Source organism: Nocardia sp. No.11 (assembly GCF_038752175.1).
In the GTDB taxonomy this organism is placed as follows: domain Bacteria; phylum Actinomycetota; class Actinomycetes; order Mycobacteriales; family Mycobacteriaceae; genus Nocardia; species Nocardia canadensis.
Genome location: NZ_JBCGFB010000005.1, coordinates 1 through 19,927, shown reverse-complemented (window position 1 = coordinate 19,927; position 19,927 = coordinate 1). Strand labels below are relative to the sequence as shown.

At 69.1% G+C, this 19,927-nt stretch carries 17 protein-coding genes and 1 pseudogene; 2 read left to right on the top strand and 16 right to left on the bottom strand.

The genetic code is table 11. From position 1 onward, the window contains the following. Window positions 1–118 precede the first annotated feature (118 nt). The 15 genes from V8688_RS02865 to V8688_RS02795 form a co-directional block, all read right to left on the bottom strand. The gene (locus V8688_RS02865; RefSeq protein WP_255588563.1) at window positions 119–1,153 is read right to left on the bottom strand and encodes an alpha/beta hydrolase family protein; all 1,035 of its coding nucleotides are present in this window, start codon (window positions 1,151–1,153) and stop codon (window positions 119–121) included. A gap of 310 nt (window positions 1,154–1,463) precedes the next feature. Beyond that, a complete protein-coding gene (locus V8688_RS02860; protein ID WP_342800094.1) occupies window positions 1,464–2,603 on the bottom strand; it encodes an alpha/beta hydrolase family protein in 1,140 nt (379 codons plus the stop codon). 474 nt (window positions 2,604–3,077) lie between these two features. After that, entirely contained in the window at window positions 3,078–4,148 is a 1,071-nt protein-coding gene (locus tag V8688_RS02855) for an alpha/beta hydrolase family protein (protein ID WP_218721226.1), read from the bottom strand. Between the two features lie 242 nt (window positions 4,149–4,390). Continuing rightward, window positions 4,391–6,388, bottom strand: a complete 1,998-nt coding sequence (gene zomB, locus V8688_RS02850; RefSeq protein ID WP_342800093.1) for a flagellar motor control protein ZomB — start codon at window positions 6,386–6,388, stop codon at window positions 4,391–4,393. Beyond that, on the bottom strand, window positions 6,366–7,298 hold the full coding sequence (locus V8688_RS02845; protein ID WP_342800092.1) for a decaprenyl-phosphate phosphoribosyltransferase: 933 nt from the start codon (window positions 7,296–7,298) through the stop codon (window positions 6,366–6,368). The genes zomB and V8688_RS02845 overlap by 23 nt, the downstream gene beginning before the upstream one ends. Before the next feature lie 26 nt (window positions 7,299–7,324). Continuing rightward, on the bottom strand, window positions 7,325–7,837 hold the full coding sequence (locus V8688_RS02840; protein ID WP_218721334.1) for a phosphatase PAP2 family protein: 513 nt from the start codon (window positions 7,835–7,837) through the stop codon (window positions 7,325–7,327). Between the two features lie 89 nt (window positions 7,838–7,926). Further along, a complete protein-coding gene (locus V8688_RS02835) occupies window positions 7,927–9,879 on the bottom strand; it encodes a glycosyltransferase (protein ID WP_218721224.1) in 1,953 nt (650 codons plus the stop codon). A 151-nt stretch (window positions 9,880–10,030) separates the two neighbouring features. Continuing rightward, a complete protein-coding gene (gene glf, locus V8688_RS02830; RefSeq protein WP_218721223.1) occupies window positions 10,031–11,248 on the bottom strand; it encodes a UDP-galactopyranose mutase in 1,218 nt (405 codons plus the stop codon). A gap of 81 nt (window positions 11,249–11,329) precedes the next feature. Next, entirely contained in the window at window positions 11,330–12,154 is an 825-nt protein-coding gene (locus tag V8688_RS02825) for a hypothetical protein (RefSeq protein WP_342800091.1), read from the bottom strand. A 16-nt stretch (window positions 12,155–12,170) separates the two neighbouring features. Next, entirely contained in the window at window positions 12,171–12,851 is a 681-nt protein-coding gene (locus V8688_RS02820) for a hypothetical protein (RefSeq protein WP_342800090.1), read from the bottom strand. 22 nt (window positions 12,852–12,873) lie between these two features. Further along, a complete protein-coding gene (locus V8688_RS02815) occupies window positions 12,874–13,506 on the bottom strand; it encodes a hypothetical protein (protein ID WP_218721221.1) in 633 nt (210 codons plus the stop codon). A 51-nt stretch (window positions 13,507–13,557) separates the two neighbouring features. After that, window positions 13,558–14,097 (bottom strand): hypothetical protein, encoded by a 540-nt coding sequence (locus V8688_RS02810; RefSeq protein ID WP_218721220.1) that lies wholly within the window; start codon window positions 14,095–14,097, stop codon window positions 13,558–13,560. Between the two features lie 24 nt (window positions 14,098–14,121). Beyond that, complete coding sequence (locus V8688_RS02805) at window positions 14,122–14,547, bottom strand: hypothetical protein (RefSeq protein ID WP_316573144.1); 426 nt, start codon at window positions 14,545–14,547, stop codon at window positions 14,122–14,124. 332 nt (window positions 14,548–14,879) lie between these two features. Further along, entirely contained in the window at window positions 14,880–15,638 is a 759-nt protein-coding gene (locus tag V8688_RS02800) for a TipAS antibiotic-recognition domain-containing protein (RefSeq protein ID WP_218721218.1), read from the bottom strand. A gap of 367 nt (window positions 15,639–16,005) precedes the next feature. Then, entirely contained in the window at window positions 16,006–16,974 is a 969-nt protein-coding gene (locus V8688_RS02795) for an EamA family transporter (RefSeq protein ID WP_342800089.1), read from the bottom strand. Window positions 16,975–17,076: 102 nt separating this feature from the next. On the opposite strand from V8688_RS02795, the gene V8688_RS02790 reads away from it, so the two are divergent. Continuing rightward, entirely contained in the window at window positions 17,077–17,577 is a 501-nt protein-coding gene (locus tag V8688_RS02790) for a MarR family transcriptional regulator (protein WP_316573142.1), read from the top strand. 137 nt (window positions 17,578–17,714) lie between these two features. Here the strand turns inward: V8688_RS02790 and V8688_RS02785 are convergent, their stop codons facing one another. Then, window positions 17,715–19,274, bottom strand: coding sequence for a SpoIID/LytB domain-containing protein (locus V8688_RS02785; protein ID WP_218721216.1), 1,560 nt, complete (start codon window positions 19,272–19,274; stop codon window positions 17,715–17,717). A gap of 276 nt (window positions 19,275–19,550) precedes the next feature. On the opposite strand from V8688_RS02785, the pseudogene V8688_RS02780 reads away from it, so the two are divergent. After that, window positions 19,551–19,927 (top strand): annotated as a pseudogene (locus V8688_RS02780) (hypothetical protein); the annotation flags it as partial.

Here is a 19,927-nt window from a genome sequence, read left to right as displayed (position 1 = left end):
TGGTTGTACCGCAGTACCGGCCGATAACCCGGGAGGACACGCGAGCGCCCCACACAGCAAAAAGACCGGCTCACCCTGCGGGTGAGCCGGTCTTGTCAGCGTTGCTGAACGGAAACTGTCAGGCGCCCAGCGCGCCGAGGATCTGCGGACGCGCCTTCCACAGCTGGTCCTCCCAGTACTTCCAGGAGTGGGTGCCGTTGGCCGGGAAGTCGAAGGTGGCGGCGATGCCGAGCGACTTCAGGCGGCTCTGGAACGCCAGCGTGCTGACGAACGAGATGGCCTCGATGCCCATGGCGTTGGCGGTGTTGTAGACCCCGCCCAGGCCGGCCGGACGATCGTGCTGGCCGGGCAGGCCGTTGGCCGAGGAGATGAACATCGGCAGGCCACGCAGCTCGGGCGCGAAGACCATCGGGTCCATCCGCAGCCACGCCGGGCTCCACGGAGCGGCCATGGAGTCGACGTTGAAGCGGCCCGCGTCGAGCATCATCACGCGGATGGCCTCACGCATGCCGGGAGCACCCCAGTTCAGCGGGCCCGAGAGCGAGGACGCGTGCTTGAACTGGTCCCGGTGCAGCGCGGCCAGCCGCAGGGCGGCCGGGCCGCTCATCGACAGGCCGAGCACCGCGTTGTTGGTACGGGAGACGCCGTAGCCCTCGAGGAAGGCGGGCAGCTCCTCGGTCAGGAAGGTCTCCCACTTGTAGGTGGTCTTCTGGCCGTTGGTGTTGCTGGCCGAAACCCAGTCGGCGTACCAGCTGGACTGGCCACCGACCGGCATCACCAAGGTGACGTTGTCGTTGGAGAACTGCTGCATCGCGTTGGTCTCGAACGACCAAGCGTTCTTGTCGTCGCGGGCGCGCAGGCCGTCGAGCAGGTAGAGCGCGGCGTTGCCACCGTTGCGCGCCCACTGCACCTGGACCTTCACCGGGCCCATCTTCGACGGCACCATCAGCTCTTCGTAGCCACCGGCGGGCGCGCGCAGCGCCGGCACGGACGCGGGGGCGGCGAACGCCATCGGGGCCGCCCCTGCGGCGATCGGCAGCACGAGGGCTGCGGCGCCGACAGCTAGAATTCGATTACGCCAACCGCGAGATGCAACTCCCCGGGACGTGCCCGGCTGGTCACCCTTCGGCGCGGCGGCCTTGCCGAAACGCATGTGAATTCCGCTCTCTTTCTGCTGTTGTGGCATGCCAGACCCGTCTCCGACATCGCCCCGGATCCCGACAGTCCGGCCGATCAGACAGGTGAAACAACGATCTGGTCACACTTTCGCTCGCTGGAGGATATTCGACCCACGAATTACTTGCAAGGGCAACGGAACTCGGCCGTATTAAACCGGAGAGCCGGTCCGTCGAGCCGAGCAGGTCAGAACCCGTGAACATCCGGTTCGGGCACGATTCCGGCCGGAAAACAAACGCCCGGTGCACGAATGCACCGGGCGTTCGGGTTGTCGCGAGCGACTGGCGTCAGCCGATGTTGTTCGACATATCCGGGATCATCCGCAGCGCCTCGTCGTTCCAGTTGTTCCAGGCGTGGATGCCGAACGCCGGGTAGGAGTAGGTGACGTTGCGCGCCCCGAGGGTCGCCATCCTGACCTCGAAGGCACGGGTGTTGGCCAGCGCCAACGCTTCCAGGGCCATGCCGTTGACGGTGTTCATGTTCGGTCCGTCGGTACCCGTCGGCAGACCCGACGCCGCGGCGATCCACAGCCGGGTGTTGTTGCCGACCAAATTCGGGNTCGGTCCGTCGGTACCCGTCGGCAGACCCGACGCCGCGGCGATCCACAGCCGGGTGTTGTTGCCGACCAAATTCGGGGCGAAGACGAACGGGTCCATCCGCAGCCACTGCGGACCCCACGGCGGGGCCATCGAGTCGACGTTGTAGCCGCCCGCGTCCAGCATGGCGATGCGGATGGCCTCGCGCATGCCGGGCGCCGAGATGTTCAAATAACCGGAGAACGCGCCGGCGAAGGAGAACTGGTCCGGGTGGTAGGCGGCCAGCGTCAGCGCCGCCGAGCCACCCATCGACAGACCGAAGACCCCGTTGCGGTTGCGGCTGAAGCCCAGCCGGCCGGCGAGCGCGTTGGGCAGGTCGTTGGTGAGGAAGGATTCCCACTGGTACCGGTAGCTCTTGCCGGGCCCGCCGGAGAGCGCGTTGGCCGCGCCGGAGCCGGAGTTCGGCGCGCCGTTACCCGGAATACCGAAGAATTCGCTGGGCGAGTTCCAGTCGGCGTAGAAGCTCGACATACCGCCGACGGGCATCACCACGTTGATATCCGCCGCGGCGAGCGCATTCGGGATATCCGTTTCGATCTCCCAGCCGTTGAGGTTCTCCGGCGCGCGCATGCCGTCGAGCACGTAGGCGACGCGATTGGTATTGCCGTTTCGCGCGGGGAGAATGCGCGTCTTGATCGGGCCCATCCCGGAGTCGACCCAGAAGTCGAAGGCGGCGGGGTTGAATCCGGCGGAGGCGGGGGCGGCGCCACCCGCGATGACCGTTCCGATCGGCACCAGCAGTGCCATGGATACGCCGGCGGCCCAGCGCCGCGCCCACGATCCGGGGGCTGCGGTCTTCACGGGCCGACGCTTCCAGCGCAGTGTTCGCATTCGACTAGACCTTTCTCAGCTGAACCGACGGCGCAAACCCCGAGCTACACGGTCGGATCCCTCATCGGGCGTCGAAAGCGATCAATCCAGGGCAAAACGGACGAATCAACCTCGACGCATGCTCACTGTGTATGAATCAATGACGAATGCCTACATGTTGCTGGAAAGTGACCCGTAACACAACTCGCGGTGACCTGCCGCACGTGATTCGTCACCGGCTATCACTCGGATCGTGACGAAAACGAACAAATGGCCGCCCGGTGCCTGAGCACCGAACGGCCATTGCCATTCACGACCACCACGGTTTCGGCCGCCCCGGCCCCGCGGAGCGAGACGGAACGCCGAAGGCGCAGTATCGCTCCGCGGGGCCGGGGTCACGAGGCCGAAACCCGCGGCGCCAGCCGCCGAAGAATCAGCAGCCCGCGGCGCCAGCCGCCGAAGAATCAGCAACCCGCGGCGCCAGCCGCCGAAGAATCAGCCGATATTGGCCGACAGATCCGGGATCATGCGATTGACCTCGGTCTCCCAGTTGCGCCAGTTGTGCACGCCGGTGAGCGGGAAGTCGAAGTTCGCGTTGCCGCCGCCGAGGGTGGCCATCCGCACCTGGAAGGCACGGCTGTTCACCATCGCGAGGAGCTCCAGCGGCACGCCCTGGACGATCTCCATCGGGTTGGAGACGTCACCCGCGCCCGGGATACCGCTGGCCGCCGACACCCACACGCGGGTGCCGTTGGCCACCAGCCGCGGCGCGAAGACGAACGGGTCCATCCGCAGCCACTGCGGACCCCACGGCGGGGCCATGGCGTCGATGTTGAAGCCACCGGCCGAGACCATCGCGACTCGCATCGCCTCACGCATACCCGGCGCCGAGATGTTCAGGTAGCCGGAGAACGAGCCGGCGAAGCTGAACTGGTCGGGGTGGTAGGCGGCCAGCGTCAGCGCGGCCGAGCCACCCATCGACAGACCGAACACACCGTTGTTGTTGGGGTTGAAGCCCAGCCGAGCCGACAGCGCGTTGCGCAGGTTGCCGGTCAGGTAGCTTTCCCACTTGTAGGTGTTCTTCTTGCCCGCGACCTGGGCGGGCGCGATCGACGAACCCGTCATCGCCGAACCGGTGGCCGCCGAACCGGTCGAGCTGCCGCCCGAACCGGTGTCGAGGCCGAAGAAGTTGCTCGGGGCGTTCCAGTCGGCGTAGAAGCTGGACTGGCCACCCACCGGCATGACGACGTTGATGTTGGCCGCGGTCAGCGCCCGGGCGACGTTGGTGTCGATCTCCCAGCCGCTGAGGTCGTCGCGGGCCCGCATGCCGTCGAGGGCGTACACGACGCGACCGGTGTTGCCGTCGGCCGCGCGGAAGATCCGGTTCTTGATCGGGCCCATCTCGGAGTCGACCCAGAAGTCGAAGCCACTGGGATCGAACGCCGCCGAAGCGGTGCCGGTCGGGCCGGCCACCGCCGCACCGAGCGGTAGGACAACAGCCAGGGAGAGAAGCATCGACCGCTTGAGCCAGCCGGCTCCCCGGGCTCTGAGACGTCCGCCACGCATTCTGTTTTGGGCCTTTCCTCGTGCGGTTCGCGCGGAACCGCGGTTGCAAATGACCGCCGACTTACTACCGGCACACCAGTGCGCCGACGGGCCGTTCCTCGAAGACCATATCGTGACATCGATAGCCTGGCGTTACCGAAAAGTGATTAAGCGGCGAACGCCACTGGGAAACCGCAGGCCAGCGCTGTAACCACTGAGCCCACGGGTAACCCGTGGGCTCAGTGTGACGCATGTGGAGCTTTTCAGCGCGGCGGCTCGGGAAATGGATCCACCAGACCGCATCGCTGGATCTCGTACTTGGGCACCCGGTCGATCCGGTACTTCGCGAAACTCAGCGCATTGCGCAGGTTGTGCTTGAACCGGTCGAAGGTGAGCGGGTCGCGGGTGGAGATCAGCAGCGCCTGCGTTTGCGGGCACGCCATCGCCGCGCGCGCCTGGGTGACCCACTCCTCGTCCATGTACCAGGGCATCCACGGATGGATGTCGACCATGCCCGAGTCGACGACCACCCAGTCCGGGTACAGGCTCTTGTCGTGCCCGATGCGGCCGTCGGCGAGCCGGTCCGAGTGCGCGGCCAGCGGGTAGGCCAGGCCCATCGGATCGATGACGCGCACGCTCAGCGGCACGTTCATGCTCGTCATGCCCAGGTTCAGGAAGTAGACCGTGTGCCCGGCGCCGCCCTCGGGAATCGGCTGCGGCGGCGGATCCAGGTACCAGAACGTGAACGACGGCGAGTTCAGCAGCAGGCCGCCGTTGGGGTTGGCCGCGATGTCGTTGACCATCGCCCGCATGCGCGGGTAGTCGAGGTAGTCCTCGGCCAGGATCGGATGGTCCTTGCCGGTGTTGAGCACGTAGTACACGCGCTCGTCGACGATGCCCGACGAACTGATCTTGGTGCCGGTCTTGATCGCGGTGGTGCTCGCCGCGTACAGCGACCAGCCCGCGGTGCCGAGCAGCGCGACCAGCACGACCACCATGGACCAGTCACGGGGGGTGAACGCCCGCGGCTCGCTGTCCGCGTGGTCAGGCGAGCTACCGTCCGCCGGCGCTGACCGACCGAGGCGGGCAGGCAGCCGGATCGGCACGACCGCCACCGGCAACAGCAGCAGGAACAGCTGGGTCAGCAGCATCCGGCCGTGCATGAAGTCGCCGCCGACGCGGATCGCGTAGACGGTGAGCAGCAGGCCGCTGCCCAGCATCAGCGTGACGACCGCGCTCGGCGAGCGCAGCCAGGTCCGGATCGCGGCCACCGACCACCGCGGCCGCACCTCGATCCCGCGCGCCACCGCGGTGACCACCCCGGCGATCAGCAGCACGAGCAGCGGAATCCACAGGTAGTACGGGCCGACGAGGTCCCACAGGTACTTCATGCCCTGACCCCACTTGGCCCCGCCCGCGTCCTTGGCGACCGCGGTGTTCGGGTAGGGCAGGCCGTAGTAGCCCATCCGCCAGATCTGGTAGGCCACCGGCACGATCCCGGCGACGAACACGATCAGCGCGCGCAGCGCGATCGGGCCGTACCGGAACACCGGCATCGGGGTCAGGAAGATCATGCCGAGCGCGAGCACGCCGATCAGCGTGGCCTCCGGCCGGATCAGCGGCGCGAGACCGGCCAGGAAGACCAGCCCGAGCAGGCTCGGCACGCGCACGACCGCGGCTTGGCTCCACCGGATCATCAGCCACCACAGCAGCCCGACCCAGCAGATCACCAGACCGCTCTCCAGGCCGGAGGTGGCGTAGTCACGGGCGGGCGGCAGCGCGATGTAGACGAGCACGCCCGCCGGGATGAGCAGCTGGCCGCTCGTCCCGCCCCACAGCCGGGCGGTGCCGAGCATGGCGAACACGATGGCCAGCAGCGAGACCGCCAGCGCGACACCGAGCACCACGTACTCGAGCCGCGCCTGGGTCAGCCAGCTGAAGAACCAGACCAGGTAGGTCCACGCGGTACTGGTGTTGGCCTCGACCCGCTCGTCCATGTTGAAGACGGGGCCGTTGCCCGCGAGCAGGTTGCGCACCGTCCGCAACACGATGAGGCCGTCGTCGGCGATCCAGCGCCGCTGCCAGGCACCCACCGCGAACACGACCACGGCGAAGACCACCCCACCGACGAAGGTGGCGCGGGACAGGGTCGCGAAACGCGCGGTCGGACGCGCCGACTGCTCGTCGTCGCGTAGCCGCTCGTATTCGGTTGCTTCCTGCTCCGCTACCACGATCTCGTCAGGTGAGATAGACAGCGACACCTACCGCTCCGATCCAGGCAATAGCGAGGAACTGCAGGATGCGGTCCCCCAGCGCGATCTCTTCGGGTTCACCGGCCTCGCCACCGTCGACGTCGACCGCGTAACGCAGGATTGCGATGGTAAACGGGATCATGGAGATCGAGTACCACTGGGTGTCACGAGCCGAGTCCTGCTGGAACGCCCAGAGGCCGTAGAACACCACGACGGCGGTGGCCGCGAGCGTCCAGATGAAGCGCAGGTAGGTCGGCGTGTAGTACTGCAGGGACTTGCGGATCTTCGCGCCGGTCTCCAGCGCGATCTGCAGTTCCGCGTAGCGCTTGCCCGCCGCCATGAACAGCGAACCGAACGCCATGATCAGCAGGAACCACTGCGACAGCGCGATGCCGGCGGCCGCGCCACCGGCGACGGCGCGCAGCAGGAAGCCCGACGACACGATGCAGATGTCGAGCACGGCCTGATGCTTGAGGCCCAGGCAGTAGGCCAGCTGGATCGCGATGTAGATCGCCATCACCACGGCCAGGTGCCAGGACGCCAGGAACGAACCGGCGATCGAACCGACCAGCAGCACCGCGGCCAGCGCGTACGCCAGGTTGACCGGGACCACGCCCGCGGCGATCGGACGGAACCGCTTGGTCGGATGCGCCCGGTCGGCCTCGACGTCGAGCGAATCGTTGACCAGGTAGATGCCCGAGGCCGCCATGCAGAACACCACGAAGGCGATGGCGACGTGCACGAGCACGCCCGCGTCGCTGATCGCCTCCGGCCCGACGGCCAGCGGCGCGGCGAGCACGAGGACGTTCTTGACCCACTGCCGCGGACGGATGGCCTTGATGACACCGCCGACCAGAGTCTTCGGCGGGCCCTTCACCACGGCCTCGTCGAGGACGGCGGCGGACGGTTCTTCGCTCATCTCAGCCAAGGTTCTTTCGGTTGCGGTCACTGTCGGAGTCTCTTTTCGGCGGCTAGCACGGCGGCTGCCGACGCGGCCCCCAATGCGGAACCGGCGAGCACGTCGGAAGGGTAATGCACCCCGAGCACGACCCGGGAAAGGAGCATCGGCGGCACGAGCACCGCTGGCAAGGGTAGCCCGGTCAGCCTGCCGAGCAACACCGCAGCCGCCGTGGTCGACGTGGCGTGCGAGGACGGGAAGCTCAGTTTGCTCGGCGTCGACACGTTGACCTGCACCGTCGGGTCGTTCGGGCGCGGGCGCCGGACGATCCGCTTGATCACGATCGAGGCGGCGTGCGCGCCGACCGCGCCGACCGCGACCCCGGCCCACTGCCTGCGCCGCGGCTTGTCGACCAGCCAGCCCGCGGCGGCGATGCCGACCCAGCCCAGCGCGTGCTCGCCGAAATGCGACATCCCGCGCGCGGCCGAGACCACCGCCGGGTTGGTGCCGATGGTGGTCTGCACGACGTTGATGATGCCGACCTCGAGCGGCACCTCCACGTACTCGCCGTCACCGCAGGCGCAGGCGCACTCGCCGCCGCAGCCCTCTTCGGCCAGTTCCAGGTCGGGCAGTTCCGGGTTGATCGCGTTCACTTCGCGGTTCCATTCAGGCTGTTGTCGTCGCGGCCGCCTTCGAGTCCGAAGACCTTCTCCCACGCCGCCGTACTGGTCAGCTCGGCGTGCGCGGCCCGGTAGCGCTGCTGCATCTCCGGGAAGCGAGCGGTGAGCTCTTTACGCAGGCGCAGGGCTTCCTTGAGCAGCTCGGCGGCCTTGCGCGGGTCGCGCTTGCGGTAGACGACGCCGCGGCCGTCGGCGGTCGTCACGGTGACGCCGTCGACCTGCGAGAGCAGGAACCAGCGCGCGTCCAGCGTCGGCACGTTCAGCTGCGGGGTCTCGTGCGCGGCCGGGTCGGCCTTGCGGAAGTTGTGCACCACGCCCTTGGCCAGGCGCGCGACCTTGGCGATCGGGTTGCCCGGCTCGCCGGTCGCGCCGACGCCGTGCCGGTTGGCCAACGGCAATTCGGTCGAGGAGGGCAGCACCACGGCGTCCGGGTACTCCTTGCGCATCGCGTGGATCTTGCCCAGCGCGCTCGGCAGCAGGTCGAACAGACCCTCCGGGCCGGCCAAGAAGTCGCGGATCGCCTCGTTCTGGATGGCGACCGTCGAGTACTCCAGGCACAGCAGGTGCTTGAGAGTGGCCTTGACCGTGTTCACGATCATCGGCTTGCCGTCGCCGGGCAGGTGCAGCGAGGCGACCACGAGGCGGTTGCGCAGGTGGAAGTACGCCTGCCAGTCGATCGCGTCGTCCTTGTCCGACCAGGCCATGTGCCATACGGCCGCACCCGGCAGGGTGATCGTCGGGTAGCCGGCCTCGCGGGCGCGCAGGCCGTATTCGACGTCGTCCCACTTCAGGAACAGCGGCAGCGGCTGACCGATCTGCTCGGCCACCTGCCGCGGGATCACGCAGGTCCACCAGCCGTTGAAGTCGACGTCGATGCGCCGGTGCAGCAGCTTGGAGTTGTCGCGATCCTTGAGCGGGTACTTCGAGAAGTCGTGGTCGTACTCGACGTTCGGCGCCGAGGACCACATGAAGATCCCGCGATCGACGACCTCGCCCATGCTGTGCAGGTGCGAACGCTCCTGCAGGTTCAGCATCTGCCCGCCGACCAGCAGCGGCGACTTGGCGAACCGGGAGAACGCCAGCGCGCGCAGGATCGAGTCGGGCTCGATCTCGATGTCGTCGTCCATGTAGACGATGAACTCGGCGTCGGTCGCGAGCGCCTCGTACATGACGCGGCTGTAGCCGCCGGACCCGCCCAGGTTGGGCTGGTCGTGGATGCTCAGCCGGTCACCGAGGGTCGCGGCGGCCTCGGTGAAGCCGGGCTCGTCGACGACCTTGCGGTTGCCCTGGTCGGCCACGATCACCGCGGTGACATTGCCGAGCACCAGCGGGTCCGAGCCCAGCGCGGCCAGCGTCTTGACCAGGTCGGTGGGCCGGTTGAAGGTGGGCATGCCGACCGCGATGGTGCCGGTGCCCGGCGCCTCCTGCGGGGCGTACCAGCCGCCGGCCAGCAGCGTCACCGCCGTGTCGGTGGTGATGTCGAACCAGATCCAGCCGCCGTCCTCGAACGGGCCCAGATCGGTCTCGAACTCCACGAACACCGAATCCGCGCCCTGCGCGACGGCGAACTCCTTGCCCTGCACGTGGATGCGCGAGCCGTCGGCCTTGGAGCGGTACACGTCGACGCGGCCGTGCCCGGCCAGCTCCAGCCGCAGCACCACCGAGTTCAGCACGCTCCAGCGCCGCCAGTAGCTGGCGGGCAGCGCGTTGAAGTAGGTGCAGAACGACACCTCGGACTCGGCGCCGATCGAGAGCGCGGTCCGGCTGGTGGCGTGCGCGCGGCGCGCGTTGGTGGTGGATTCCTCCAGGTAGAGGGTCCGCACGTCGAGTGGCTCGCCCGGGCGCGGCAGGATGATCCGCTGTAGCAGCGCCTTGGCTCGCGTCTCGGTGGTCACGTCGTCGAGCACCGGCTGCGCGCTCACACTGCGTCCTTTCTGGCGTGCTCGGGCGCCCTGCGTTGTTACGCGGGCCGCCTCCTCCGGGCGCTGACCGCTCACGACTCCACCTCGCCGGCGCTCGGTTCCGTCGTGCGCGGTGCCGCGCTGTGCTTGTGGTTCACTCGCCAAGGCTCGCTCACGCCGGGTCCACCAGTGCCGCGCCGGACTCCAGGTGCGGACGCAGCACGTTCTCGAACATGCTCAGCGCCGAACCGATCGCCATGTGCATGTCCAGGTACTGGTAGGTGCCGAGACGGCCGCCGAAGAGCACCTTCTTCTCGGCGGTCTCCTTCTTGGCGAGCTCGCGGTAGGCCAGCAGCTTGGCGCGGTCCTCGGGAGTGTTGATCGGGTAGTACGGCTCGTCGCCGGTCTGCGCGAAGCGGGAGAACTCGCGCATGATGACCGTCTTGTCGGTCGGGTAGTCGCGCTCGGGGTGGAAGTGGCGCGGCTCGATGATGCGGGTGTACGGCGCGTCGGCGTCGTTGTAGTTCATCACCGAGGTGCCCTGGAAGTCGCCGATCTCGAGGACTTCGGTCTCGAAGTCGATCGTGCGCCAGCCCAGCTCGCCTTCGGAGTAGTCGAAGTAGTGATCCAGCGGGCCGGTGTAGACGATCGGCGCGTCCGGGCTGGCCGCGACCAGTTCGTCACGCACGTCGAACCAGTCGGTGTTGAGCCGCACGTCGATGAGCTCGGAGGCGGCCATGTTCTCCAGCCACTTCGTGTACCCCTCCTTGGGCAGGCCCTCGTAGGTGTCGTTGAAGTAGCGGTTGTCGAAGGTGTAGCGCACCGGCAGGCGGGTGATGTTGCCCGCGGGCAGTTCCTTCGGGTCGGTCTGCCACTGCTTGGCGGTGTAGTCGCGCACGAACGCCTCGTAGAGCGGACGGCCGATCAGCGAGATCGCCTTCTCCTCGAGGTTCTGCGCGTCGGCGGTCTGCACCTCGGCGGCCTGCTCGGCGATCAGCGCCTTGGCCTCCTCGGGGGTGAAGTACCGGCCGAAGAACTGCGAGATCAGGCCGAGTCCCATCGGGAACTGGTAGGCCTGCCCCTTGTGCAGCGCGAACACGCGGTGCTGGTACCCGGTGAACTCGGTGAACTGGGTGACGTAGTCCCACACCTTCTTGTTCGAGGTGTGGAACAGATGCGCGCCGTACTTGTGGATCTCGATGCCGGTTTCGGGCTCCGGCTCGGAGTAGGCGTTGCCACCGAGGTGGTAGCGGCGGTCGATCACCAGCACCCGCTTGCCCAGCAGGTTCGCGGCGCGCTCGGCGACGGTCAGGCCGAAGAAGCCGGAGCCGACCACGATCAGGTCGTAAGCAGAATTATCGGAGTTACCCGGGGACGATGCGACGGTCACGGGTGCCCAGCGTATCGGAAGACGCCGGATTGTCCCGGCGGAGTCACCGACCTGCCCCTGAGCTGGGGTGATGCCACCGGCCTACCGGGCGGGATATCCCGGTGGCGGGACGGGGACGGGATATCCGCCGACGGGGAGCTGGGGCGAGGCGCTGCGGCGGCGCGTCCTGATCGCCGAGACCAACAGCAGGATCACCATGAGTCCCGACAGCACGGCCCCGGTCCCGGTGAACCGCAACCCCGCGTTCTCACCATAGGGCGGGCAGCCGTACCAGTCCGTAGCGAGGCAGACATAGTCCACCGACCCCGTGAACACCGCCAGCGGAATGCCTATGCCTCGCCAGCTGGTGTAGAGCCCGATGGCGTTCATCCCGAGATATCCGACCGCGAGCACGCCGACCAGCGCCCGGCCCGCCTTCACCCGCCTTCCGAAGAGCACCGCCGCGACCACCCACAGCAGCGCCACGGCGACGTGCACCGCGGTCACGGCGAGAATCCGGTGACTCATCCACTCGCTGCCGGGAAACAGCGGGTTCGCCTTGACTCCGATGACCGACGCCGTCACCGCATACCCGGCCAGCACTGCGGCGTAGGCGACGATGGCCCGATCCAGCAGCGGCGTCCGTGCCGTCCTTCCGGGCGTCCGGGCGACCGGAACTCCCTGACGCCTCCCGTCCACACCCGGTTGCCCGTATCCGGTGACCGGCGGCGGGTACGTCCCCGGCGTCCGCCACCACTCCCCACCCTCCTGCCCATGTCCGACCGGCAGTCCGGGAGGCGGTAATTCGGGTGCGACGCCGAAGCCCTGCCGTGATGGACTCGCGTAGCCGGGGTACTGGTCGAGCGGCGCGGGTCCGCCCGCGTCGTACATCGCGGTCTCCGGTGCGGGTCCCGCGACCGGCCGCATCGCACTGCCATTCGGGTCAGGACCGGGTGGCCGATTCATGGGCATCCCCCTTCCGCCGTCGTGTCCAGGTCGCCGCCGCCGAGATCGGCAGGAGGGCGGTCAGGGGTAGGGCGAGGAGCAACCCGCTCCAGGCGATCCACGGTTCGAGCTGGTTCCCGTCGGCTGTCAGTACGTCCATCCCCTCGGCGTACTGCGACAGGTAGATCGCCGCGAGCGCGAAGACGAGTGCCCGGCTGTACCCGATCTGCTGGGCGAGCAGCAAGCCACCGATCCCCCAGAGCAGTACGAAGACCAGGTTGCCGCCGGCCTCGCTCGAGATCTGCTCACTCGTCCCGGACCCGGCATGGGGCGCCGCCGCCCACAGGAATCCGTTGATCGCGGCGATCGCCGACAGGACGGCGAGGAGTAGCGCCAGCGTGCCCATCGTCCGGTGCAGCGGCACCCCCGAAGCGTCGGGACGACGGCGGCGCTCGAGGCGCGGGACCGGTGCCACCCCCTGGCGAACCCGGCCCGCGTCCTGCCACGGCTGGACCGCCTGTGGCACGGAGTACGGGTCGGCCCGAGGCGAGAGCCACCACTCCCCGTTCCCCGCGCCGGAAGCGCGGTGATCAGGGCCGGACAGCACCGCCGGTGCCGAGAGCGGCGAAAACTGCTGGGCGACAACTTCGTTCGGACCGTGGCCGGACGGATGGCTCATGCGTGTTCCCCCTGGGCGCGCGTCAGTAATACGGGTAGGGAGGGTACGCGGGCTGACGAGCCGCGCGGATCCAGCGGCCCGTGGACGGGGCGGAAGCGCAGACGAGGATCAGCAGTGGGACGCAGGTGGCGACGACACTGCCGGCGACCAGGCCCGGCGGGGCTCCTTCGCTGGCCGAGACCGCGACCGAGATCGCGCTGATCAGCAGGCCGATCGTGGACAGGATGATCAGGATGACCCGGCCGGCGGTCTTGCGGCGGAACAGCAGGATCGAGCCGAGCAGCCACAGCAGGGCCGGGACCGCGGCGATCGCGAGGCCGGCGATCGTGCCTGCGCGGGCGTCGTCGCTGCGGCTGGATTCGGTGCTCAGCTCGGCGGCCGCGATCACGCCGAGGCCGATCAGCGCGACCAGCGAGATCAGCAGGGAGAGCAGGGCCGCGGTGATACCGGTGCCGCCGCCCGCCCGCTGCGGGGCACCGTAAGCCGGTGCGCCGTAACCGTATTCGTAGCTGGGCGCGGCATAGGGCTGCTGCCCGTACCCGTACGGCTGCGCGGCGTAGCCCTGCTGCGCGTAGGGATCGGCCGCGTAGCCGGGTTGCGCGTAACCACCCGCGTACGGGTCGTGGCCCTGCTGCGGACCATACGGGTATCCCATGGTGTCCCCCTCCGAAAACGAGCGCGGCGTAGCGCCGCTGACCTGCCGAAACTATACGGCCGAACCGACCGCCCGCTCGGTCCGAGCGTAGGCCGCCGTCCACGGCAGCACCGCGGGCACCAGCACCAGCGCGCCCAGCGCGACGGCCGCCAGCGCGGCCGCCCAGCTGTGGTTCACGATCGCCGTCACGGCACCGGGTACCCCACCGAACCCGATCGGAATCGAACGAACGACCGACTCCTCGGCGAACCAGTGGATGCCGTACTCGGAGTCGTAATTCACCAGGGTGGCCAGCAGACCCAGCGCACCGAGCCCGATCTGCGCGACGCCCGCGACGATCAGCACCCACCGGCCGGTCTCGTCGCGGCGGGCCAGCAGCATGCCCCCGTAGCCGAACGCGAAGGCCGCCACCAGGGCGCCGAGAGTGGTGAACAGCGTCAGCGAGTCGTCGAGCCGTTGCGGCGCGTCCAGGAAGGCGCGCACCAGGATCAGGGCCCCGAGCAGATTCGCCACGGCGGCCACGCCGGCGCAGCACACGGCGACGATCACCGCCACCTCACCGACTGTCGACTTCGTTTCCCGCACGACCATGATCAAAACCTATCCCCTGCCGCGTTACCGCGTGATGGTCCAGCGCCGCGTCGGCTCGATCACGCTGAGCACCAGGATCACCACGTTGAGCGCGAGCCACCAGTCCAGCGGCCCGAACCGCAGCCCGTGCCCGGCGCCGTTGAGTACGACGACCAGCAACGTCGCTCCGCTCATCGCGCCCGTGATGGCCACCAGAATCCGCCTGCCGAGCATCCGCCGCCGCAACAGCAGCACCGCCCCCAGCAGATACAGCACCCCGAGCCCGCCGACGATCCCCGCACCCGCGTAATCGAGCTCGATCTCGCGCCCGAATGCCCGCACCAGCGCCGTCGCCGTGCCCACGATGATCCCGGCACCCCCGACCAGCACCCCGAGCCACCCCGCCACCAGCGCGGTCACCGCGCGAGAAGGCCGCTCGGGCTCCACCTGATCCACCACTGTCCCCTGCACGTTGTCGTCGTCGCCGTCAGTTATACGGCGAAACGCCCGATCCGGCGTGGTTCGCGTGGTCCACCCAGCGCTGCGGGGAGCCCGCGCGACCCGCCGGAGAGAGCGCCGAGACCGGTGCGTACCGCCACGAGTCGGGGTGACCGGCCCGGATGCGGTCGCGGCATCTGCCCGATGGCGGCGGAAACCCCTGCGGGCCATGGTGATTGTTCATCGCTTCCCTTCGCGACCGCACCGGCACCGGGCAGCCTACGACGCCGAAAGCCGCGGCCGGGCGGGTGGCGTCCGGACGCGGCTGTCCTCTAGTTCCCGGTGCGGGGCCGGATAAACCGCGATCAGGCGTTTCGGCCCGCGACGTAGGCGCGGAAGGCCTCACGGATGTACTCCGCGGTGCCGTCGCCGTGCACGTCGTAGTTCTGCCGGAACCGCGGGTCGGCGACGTACATCTCGCCCAGGTTGAGCAGGTATTCGTCGGTCACCGGGCGGCCCTGGGTGCCGTCGCCGAGCCAGGCGCGGTGCCTGGCGACGATCGCCTGGACGGTCTCGCCCGCCACCGGCAGGCCCGCGGCGTGGGCCTTGCCGAAGTCGGCGGCGATGTCGAGCTGGGTCTGCTGGAACGACTTCTTCTCGGCATCGCTCAGTGAGCGCCACCAGCGGTCGCCGCTCTCGTAGGCCTCCTTGCCCCACCGTTCGGTGACCTCGTCCTTGTACTGGGTGTGGTCGAAGCCGTCGAAAACCTCTGCGGCCATGAGTGGTTCACCTCTTTCGGTCTTGCGCAACGTGGTCGACACCGATTCGATCTGGCGCGCGATCCGATCCTGTTGCTGCCGAAGCAGTTCCAGGTGGGTCCGCAGTGCGCCCGCGGTGTCCTGTTCCCCGGCGAGTACCTCGGCGATCACCGGAAGGCCGAGGCCGAGTTCGCGCAGCAGCAGGATGCGCTGCAGGCGGATCAGGGAGCTCTGGTCGTAGTAGCGGTAGCCGTTGGCGCCGATCCGGCTCGGTTCCAGCAGCCCGAGCTGGCCGTAGTGGCGCAGCGTGCGGCTGGTGGTGCCCGCGGCTTTCGCGAGGTCCTGGATGGCCCATTCACCCGCCATGACCTGCCCCTTTCTCGTCGGTGTTCCCAGTCTGCAAGTTGACGCTACGTCAAGGTCAACCCCGAAAGTCGGAACCCGATCTCGACCTCGACGACGTCGCGCTCGGTGTACATCCGCCGGTACCGCGCGCCGAGTTCGGCGTTGCCGATCCGGGGCAGCACCAGGCCGTCCGGGATCAGTTCGGGATGCGCGTCGATCTCCCGCTGGACGGCGCTGTGCTCGATCAGCGCGCCGATCGCCAGCAGCCAACCCCGGCGCCGTCGACCTCGGCGGCCTGCGCGCGAAAGCCGCGCACCCCCTGCCGGTCCCGGCCCTCGCCGAGGACCAGTTGATGCAGGCGATGCGCGGCCGACCGTGCGCCCCGGGTTCAGCGGGCGACCGAAACCTTCTCCGGCGCAGGCAGAACGGCGATCTTGGTGATGGTCGCCCGCGCGGGCACCGGCTCGGCCACCGTCGCCGGCGCGACCTTCGGCGGAATCTGGCCGAGCACGGTGCCGCCGAGCGCGATCGCCAGGCCCAGGACCTGCAGCGGAGTCAGCGCCTGCCCGAGGGCGAGCCAGCCGATCACCGCGGCCGACATCGGGCTCAGCAGACCGAGGAAGGCCACCGACGTCGCGGGTACCCGCGAGATCCCCCGGAACCACAGCCAGTAGGCGAGCGCCGTGCCGATGACGCCGAGGTACAGGTAGCCGCCGACGGCCTGCGCGTCCATCGCGGGCGGCGCGCCTTCGATCAGCACGGCGAGCGGCAGGATGAACAGGCCGCCCGCGGTCAGCTGCCAGCCGGTCATCGCGAGCGGACCGACGCCCTCGGGACGTCCCCACTTCTTGGTCAGCACGGTGCCCGCCGACATCGACGCCGCACCGGCCAGCCCGGCGACGACACCGATCGTGTCCAGCTCGGCATCGCCGCGCAGCACGACCAGCGACACCCCGGCGACGCCGATCAGCCCGGCGATCACCTTGCGCCGCGCCGGCGCCTCCGACAGCAGGACCGCGGCGAAGCCGAGCGCGAACATCGGCGCCACCGCGCCGAGTACCCCGGCCACGCCGCCCGGAAGCCGGTAGGCCGCCAGGAACAGCAGCGGGAAGAACGCGCCGATATTGAGAACGCCGAGCACCGCGGCGCGACCGAGCCACCTGCCGTGCGGCAGCACCCTGGTCAGTGCGAGCAGGGCCAGACCGGCGGGCAGGGCGCGCGTCAGCGCGGTGAACAGCGGCCGGTCCGGGGGCAGGAACTCGGTGGTGACGGCGTAGGTGGAACCCCAGACGATCGGGGTGAGAGCGGTGAGCGCGAGGGTGCCCGCGTAGCCGGTCGGGCGAGTAGCCGTCGTCATGTTCACTCCTGATTGATAATCTCAACATTGAAATATCTACCCGGCGGGATGCCTCATCGTCAAGTAGATGAACGTTAAGATTTTCAATAGAGAGGGATACGCATGCGGGACGCCGTCGATCTGATCACCGAGCACTGGGGGGTCGAACGACCCGATGTCGACGTGTCACCGATGGCGATCGTCGGCCGGATCACCCGGCTCTCGCGCGTCCTCGAGCAGGACCTCAAACGCTTCTTCGCCGGTCACGGACTGGAATTCTGGGAGTTCGACGTGCTCGCCACGCTGCGCCGCTCCGGCGGCGACACCGGCCTGACCGCGGGCTCGCTGAACCGGGCTGCGATGGTCACCTCCGGCGCGATCACCAACCGCATCGACCGCATGGCGGCCAAGAACCTGGTCCGCCGGGTGCCCTCGGCCGACGACCGGCGCTCGGTCTTCGTCCAGCTCACCGACGAGGGCAGGGAACTGGTCGACCGCCTCCTGCCCCTGCACATGGACAACGAGCAACGCCTGCTCGCGGCGCTGGGCACCGAGGACCGCGAACAGCTCGCCGGGCTCCTGCGCACCCTGGCCATCGGCCTGGACGACACCACCCTCGACTGACCCCGGCCGCTACCCGCTGTCGTGGAACACCCGGCGGTCATGGCCGGATCGGCGACGCGCCCCGGCAGCCCGGTTCGCCGAGCCCAGGCGCACCTGGCCGTCCGCCGGATCGACGCGGTCTCGACCGTCCCGGGCCGCTACTCGCCGTCGTGGATTCCCGGCGCGGTAGCCGGGCCGTGGGGCACGGGTGCCGGGTTCCGCGGCCCGGCTGCGGGAACTTGCTGACCGGTAGCGGGATCCACCGAACCACGCGGCGCGGCAACAGGATTCGCGGGTGCGTGTGGCGTGGCAGCGGGATTCACCGGACCGTGCACAGGTCCGACCTGGTCACCACCCGCGGCGGCCTGTGCCGGTACGGACGCCTGAGTCCCCGGCGCGACACCGCCGGGCGCCGTGCCCTCCGGCGTCGTCACCTTCGGCTGACCCGACGCCGACGGCGGCAGCTGATCGCCCACCTCCGGCACCAGCTGCAACAGCGTCGAGAAGTCGACGACCTGGGCGCCGAGCGTCTTGGTCGCCACGATCACACCGTTGGTGTACAGCCGATACGTGCCTGCCCGCTGCGGCAACATCATCTCCGGCCCGATCGGCGCCCCGATGGTGCTGTCCGGACCGCCGATCCGCCGGTACTCGGTGTCGATCGCGGTCTCGCCCGCGAGCGCCTCGATGGTCGGATCGGGGCGGGTCGGGGCGGTGGGCGCCGTCGGCGCGGGCGCGGTTTCGACCAGGTCGCCGGGCGCGGGGCCCACGGCGAAGGTCTCGATATCGGCCGGGCGGCCGCCGTCGGGCGCGGCGGAGTACTCCGAGCGCAGGATCAGTCCGTCGCGCAGCAGCACGGTGCCCGCGGTCGCCGCGACGGCCTCGGTGGTGCGGGCGTCCTCTTTCACGGTGCCGGGATACACCTGGCAGTCGGTGGTGTCGCAGGTCTGCGCGTAGTCGTAGCGGTTCTCGGCGAGCGCGTAGGAACGGGCCGCGATCGCCTGTGCGCGCAGCGCTTCGAACGCGCCCTGATCGGCCCAGTTCGCCTGCATCTCGGCGGGTAACAGGCCGGCGAGGTAGTCGTCGAGGTCGACCTGGTTGACGGTCCGGTACGCGCCGCCTTCCAGCGCGACCCCGAGCGCGCCGCGATAGGCGGTGCCGCCGCACAACGTCAGGTGTTCGGCGGCGGGTCTGCCCGGCCCCGGATCCAGCGGGTAGACGAACGGATCGTCGGTCGCGGTCTGCCACAGCACTTCGCCGTCGCAGCCCGTGGTCACCACGACGTTCGCGCCGCCGTCGGGCAATGGGGTGAGGTGGGCGGCCTCGCCCGGGCCGATCATCCGGCCCGCGACCTGCGCGCCCGCGGCGGCGAAGGTGTCGAGGGTGGCGTCGTCCTGGGCCTGCAGCCGGACACCGATCGTGGTCGGCCCGACCTGCCCGAGCTCGGCGCCCGGGTAGTAGTGACCGAGGATCTCCTCGGCGGACCAGCCCTCCCTGGCGCTGTCGAACGCGCCGACCTGGCTCATCCCGCGCCCGTGGCCCGCGCCCACGGTCGGGGCGACCTGGCCCGGCAGGATCTGCCACAGCCCGAACGCGCCGGTCAGCGCCAGCGCGGTGCCACCGACCAGCAACGGCAGCGGGGCGGTCTTGATCATCGGCACGGCGCGGCGCCTGGTGCCGCGGCGGGTACTGCGGTTGATCTTGGTGTCCGCTCTCATACTGCGCTCCCACGGTGTCGCGATTCGACCGGCGGAGCTCGCGTCGGCATGTCGTCGTGGCCGAGCGGGTTCCGAAGGCTACATTCGAGCAATCACATAATCCTCAAGTTGAGGTTTAGATGTGTGACGTATGTTAACTAGTGTGGTGTGTGAGACAAGAGGAAGCAAGCATCACTTGCCGGTGATGGCCTCGATGCCACCAAGGTCTACGAGCTCGACCCTGATTGGAGAAGGCACGTGCGATATCGAAAGCCGAAACGTTCCTACGTGCTCCCGGTGGTCACAACGCTCGCCGTCGCCGCACCCGTCGGCGCGTTCGCGCTGAGCGATTCGACCGACTACCGCAGCACCAACGAATCGCAGGTCGCGGCGGTCCCGACCCAGCTGGCGGAGGTCGCGCTGACCTCGGTCCCCGACATCACGGTCCCGCTGCGTGACCTGACCGGCCTCGATCTGCCGGATCTGCGCCTGTCGGATCTGCAGATGCTGCCGCTGCCGACCTCGATCCCGGTGCCGCCGGGATTGCCCGTTCCGCCGGGCGTGGCGCTGCCCACCGAGATCCCGCTCCCGGCGATCCCGACGAAGGCGCAGCCCACCACGACGACGGCCGCCCCCGCGCCCGCGCAGCAGGGCAACGCGCCCGCCGCGCGTCC

Bases quoted from the DNA above. Each gene is read 5' to 3' on its own strand.
- V8688_RS02865 (WP_255588563.1), bottom strand. From the start codon at position 1,153: ATGCGTTTCGGCAAGGCCGCCGCGCCGAAGGGTGACCAGCCGGGCACG.
- V8688_RS02810 (WP_218721220.1), bottom strand. From the start codon at position 14,097: ATGGTCGTGCGGGAAACGAAGTCGACAGTCGGTGAGGTGGCGGTGATC.
- V8688_RS02825 (WP_342800091.1), bottom strand. From the start codon at position 12,154: ATGCGGCCGGTCGCGGGACCCGCACCGGAGACCGCGATGTACGACGCG.
- V8688_RS02795 (WP_342800089.1), bottom strand. From the start codon at position 16,974: ATGACGACGGCTACTCGCCCGACCGGCTACGCGGGCACCCTCGCGCTC.
- V8688_RS02845 (WP_342800092.1), bottom strand. From the start codon at position 7,298: ATGAGCGAAGAACCGTCCGCCGCCGTCCTCGACGAGGCCGTGGTGAAG.
- V8688_RS02815 (WP_218721221.1), bottom strand. From the start codon at position 13,506: ATGGGATACCCGTATGGTCCGCAGCAGGGCCACGACCCGTACGCGGGT.
- V8688_RS02820 (WP_342800090.1), bottom strand. From the start codon at position 12,851: ATGAGCCATCCGTCCGGCCACGGTCCGAACGAAGTTGTCGCCCAGCAG.
- V8688_RS02785 (WP_218721216.1), bottom strand. From the start codon at position 19,274: ATGAGAGCGGACACCAAGATCAACCGCAGTACCCGCCGCGGCACCAGG.
- V8688_RS02855 (WP_218721226.1), bottom strand. From the start codon at position 4,148: ATGCGTGGCGGACGTCTCAGAGCCCGGGGAGCCGGCTGGCTCAAGCGG.
- V8688_RS02790 (WP_316573142.1), top strand. From the start codon at position 17,077: ATGCGGGACGCCGTCGATCTGATCACCGAGCACTGGGGGGTCGAACGA.
- V8688_RS02800 (WP_218721218.1), bottom strand. From the start codon at position 15,638: ATGGCGGGTGAATGGGCCATCCAGGACCTCGCGAAAGCCGCGGGCACC.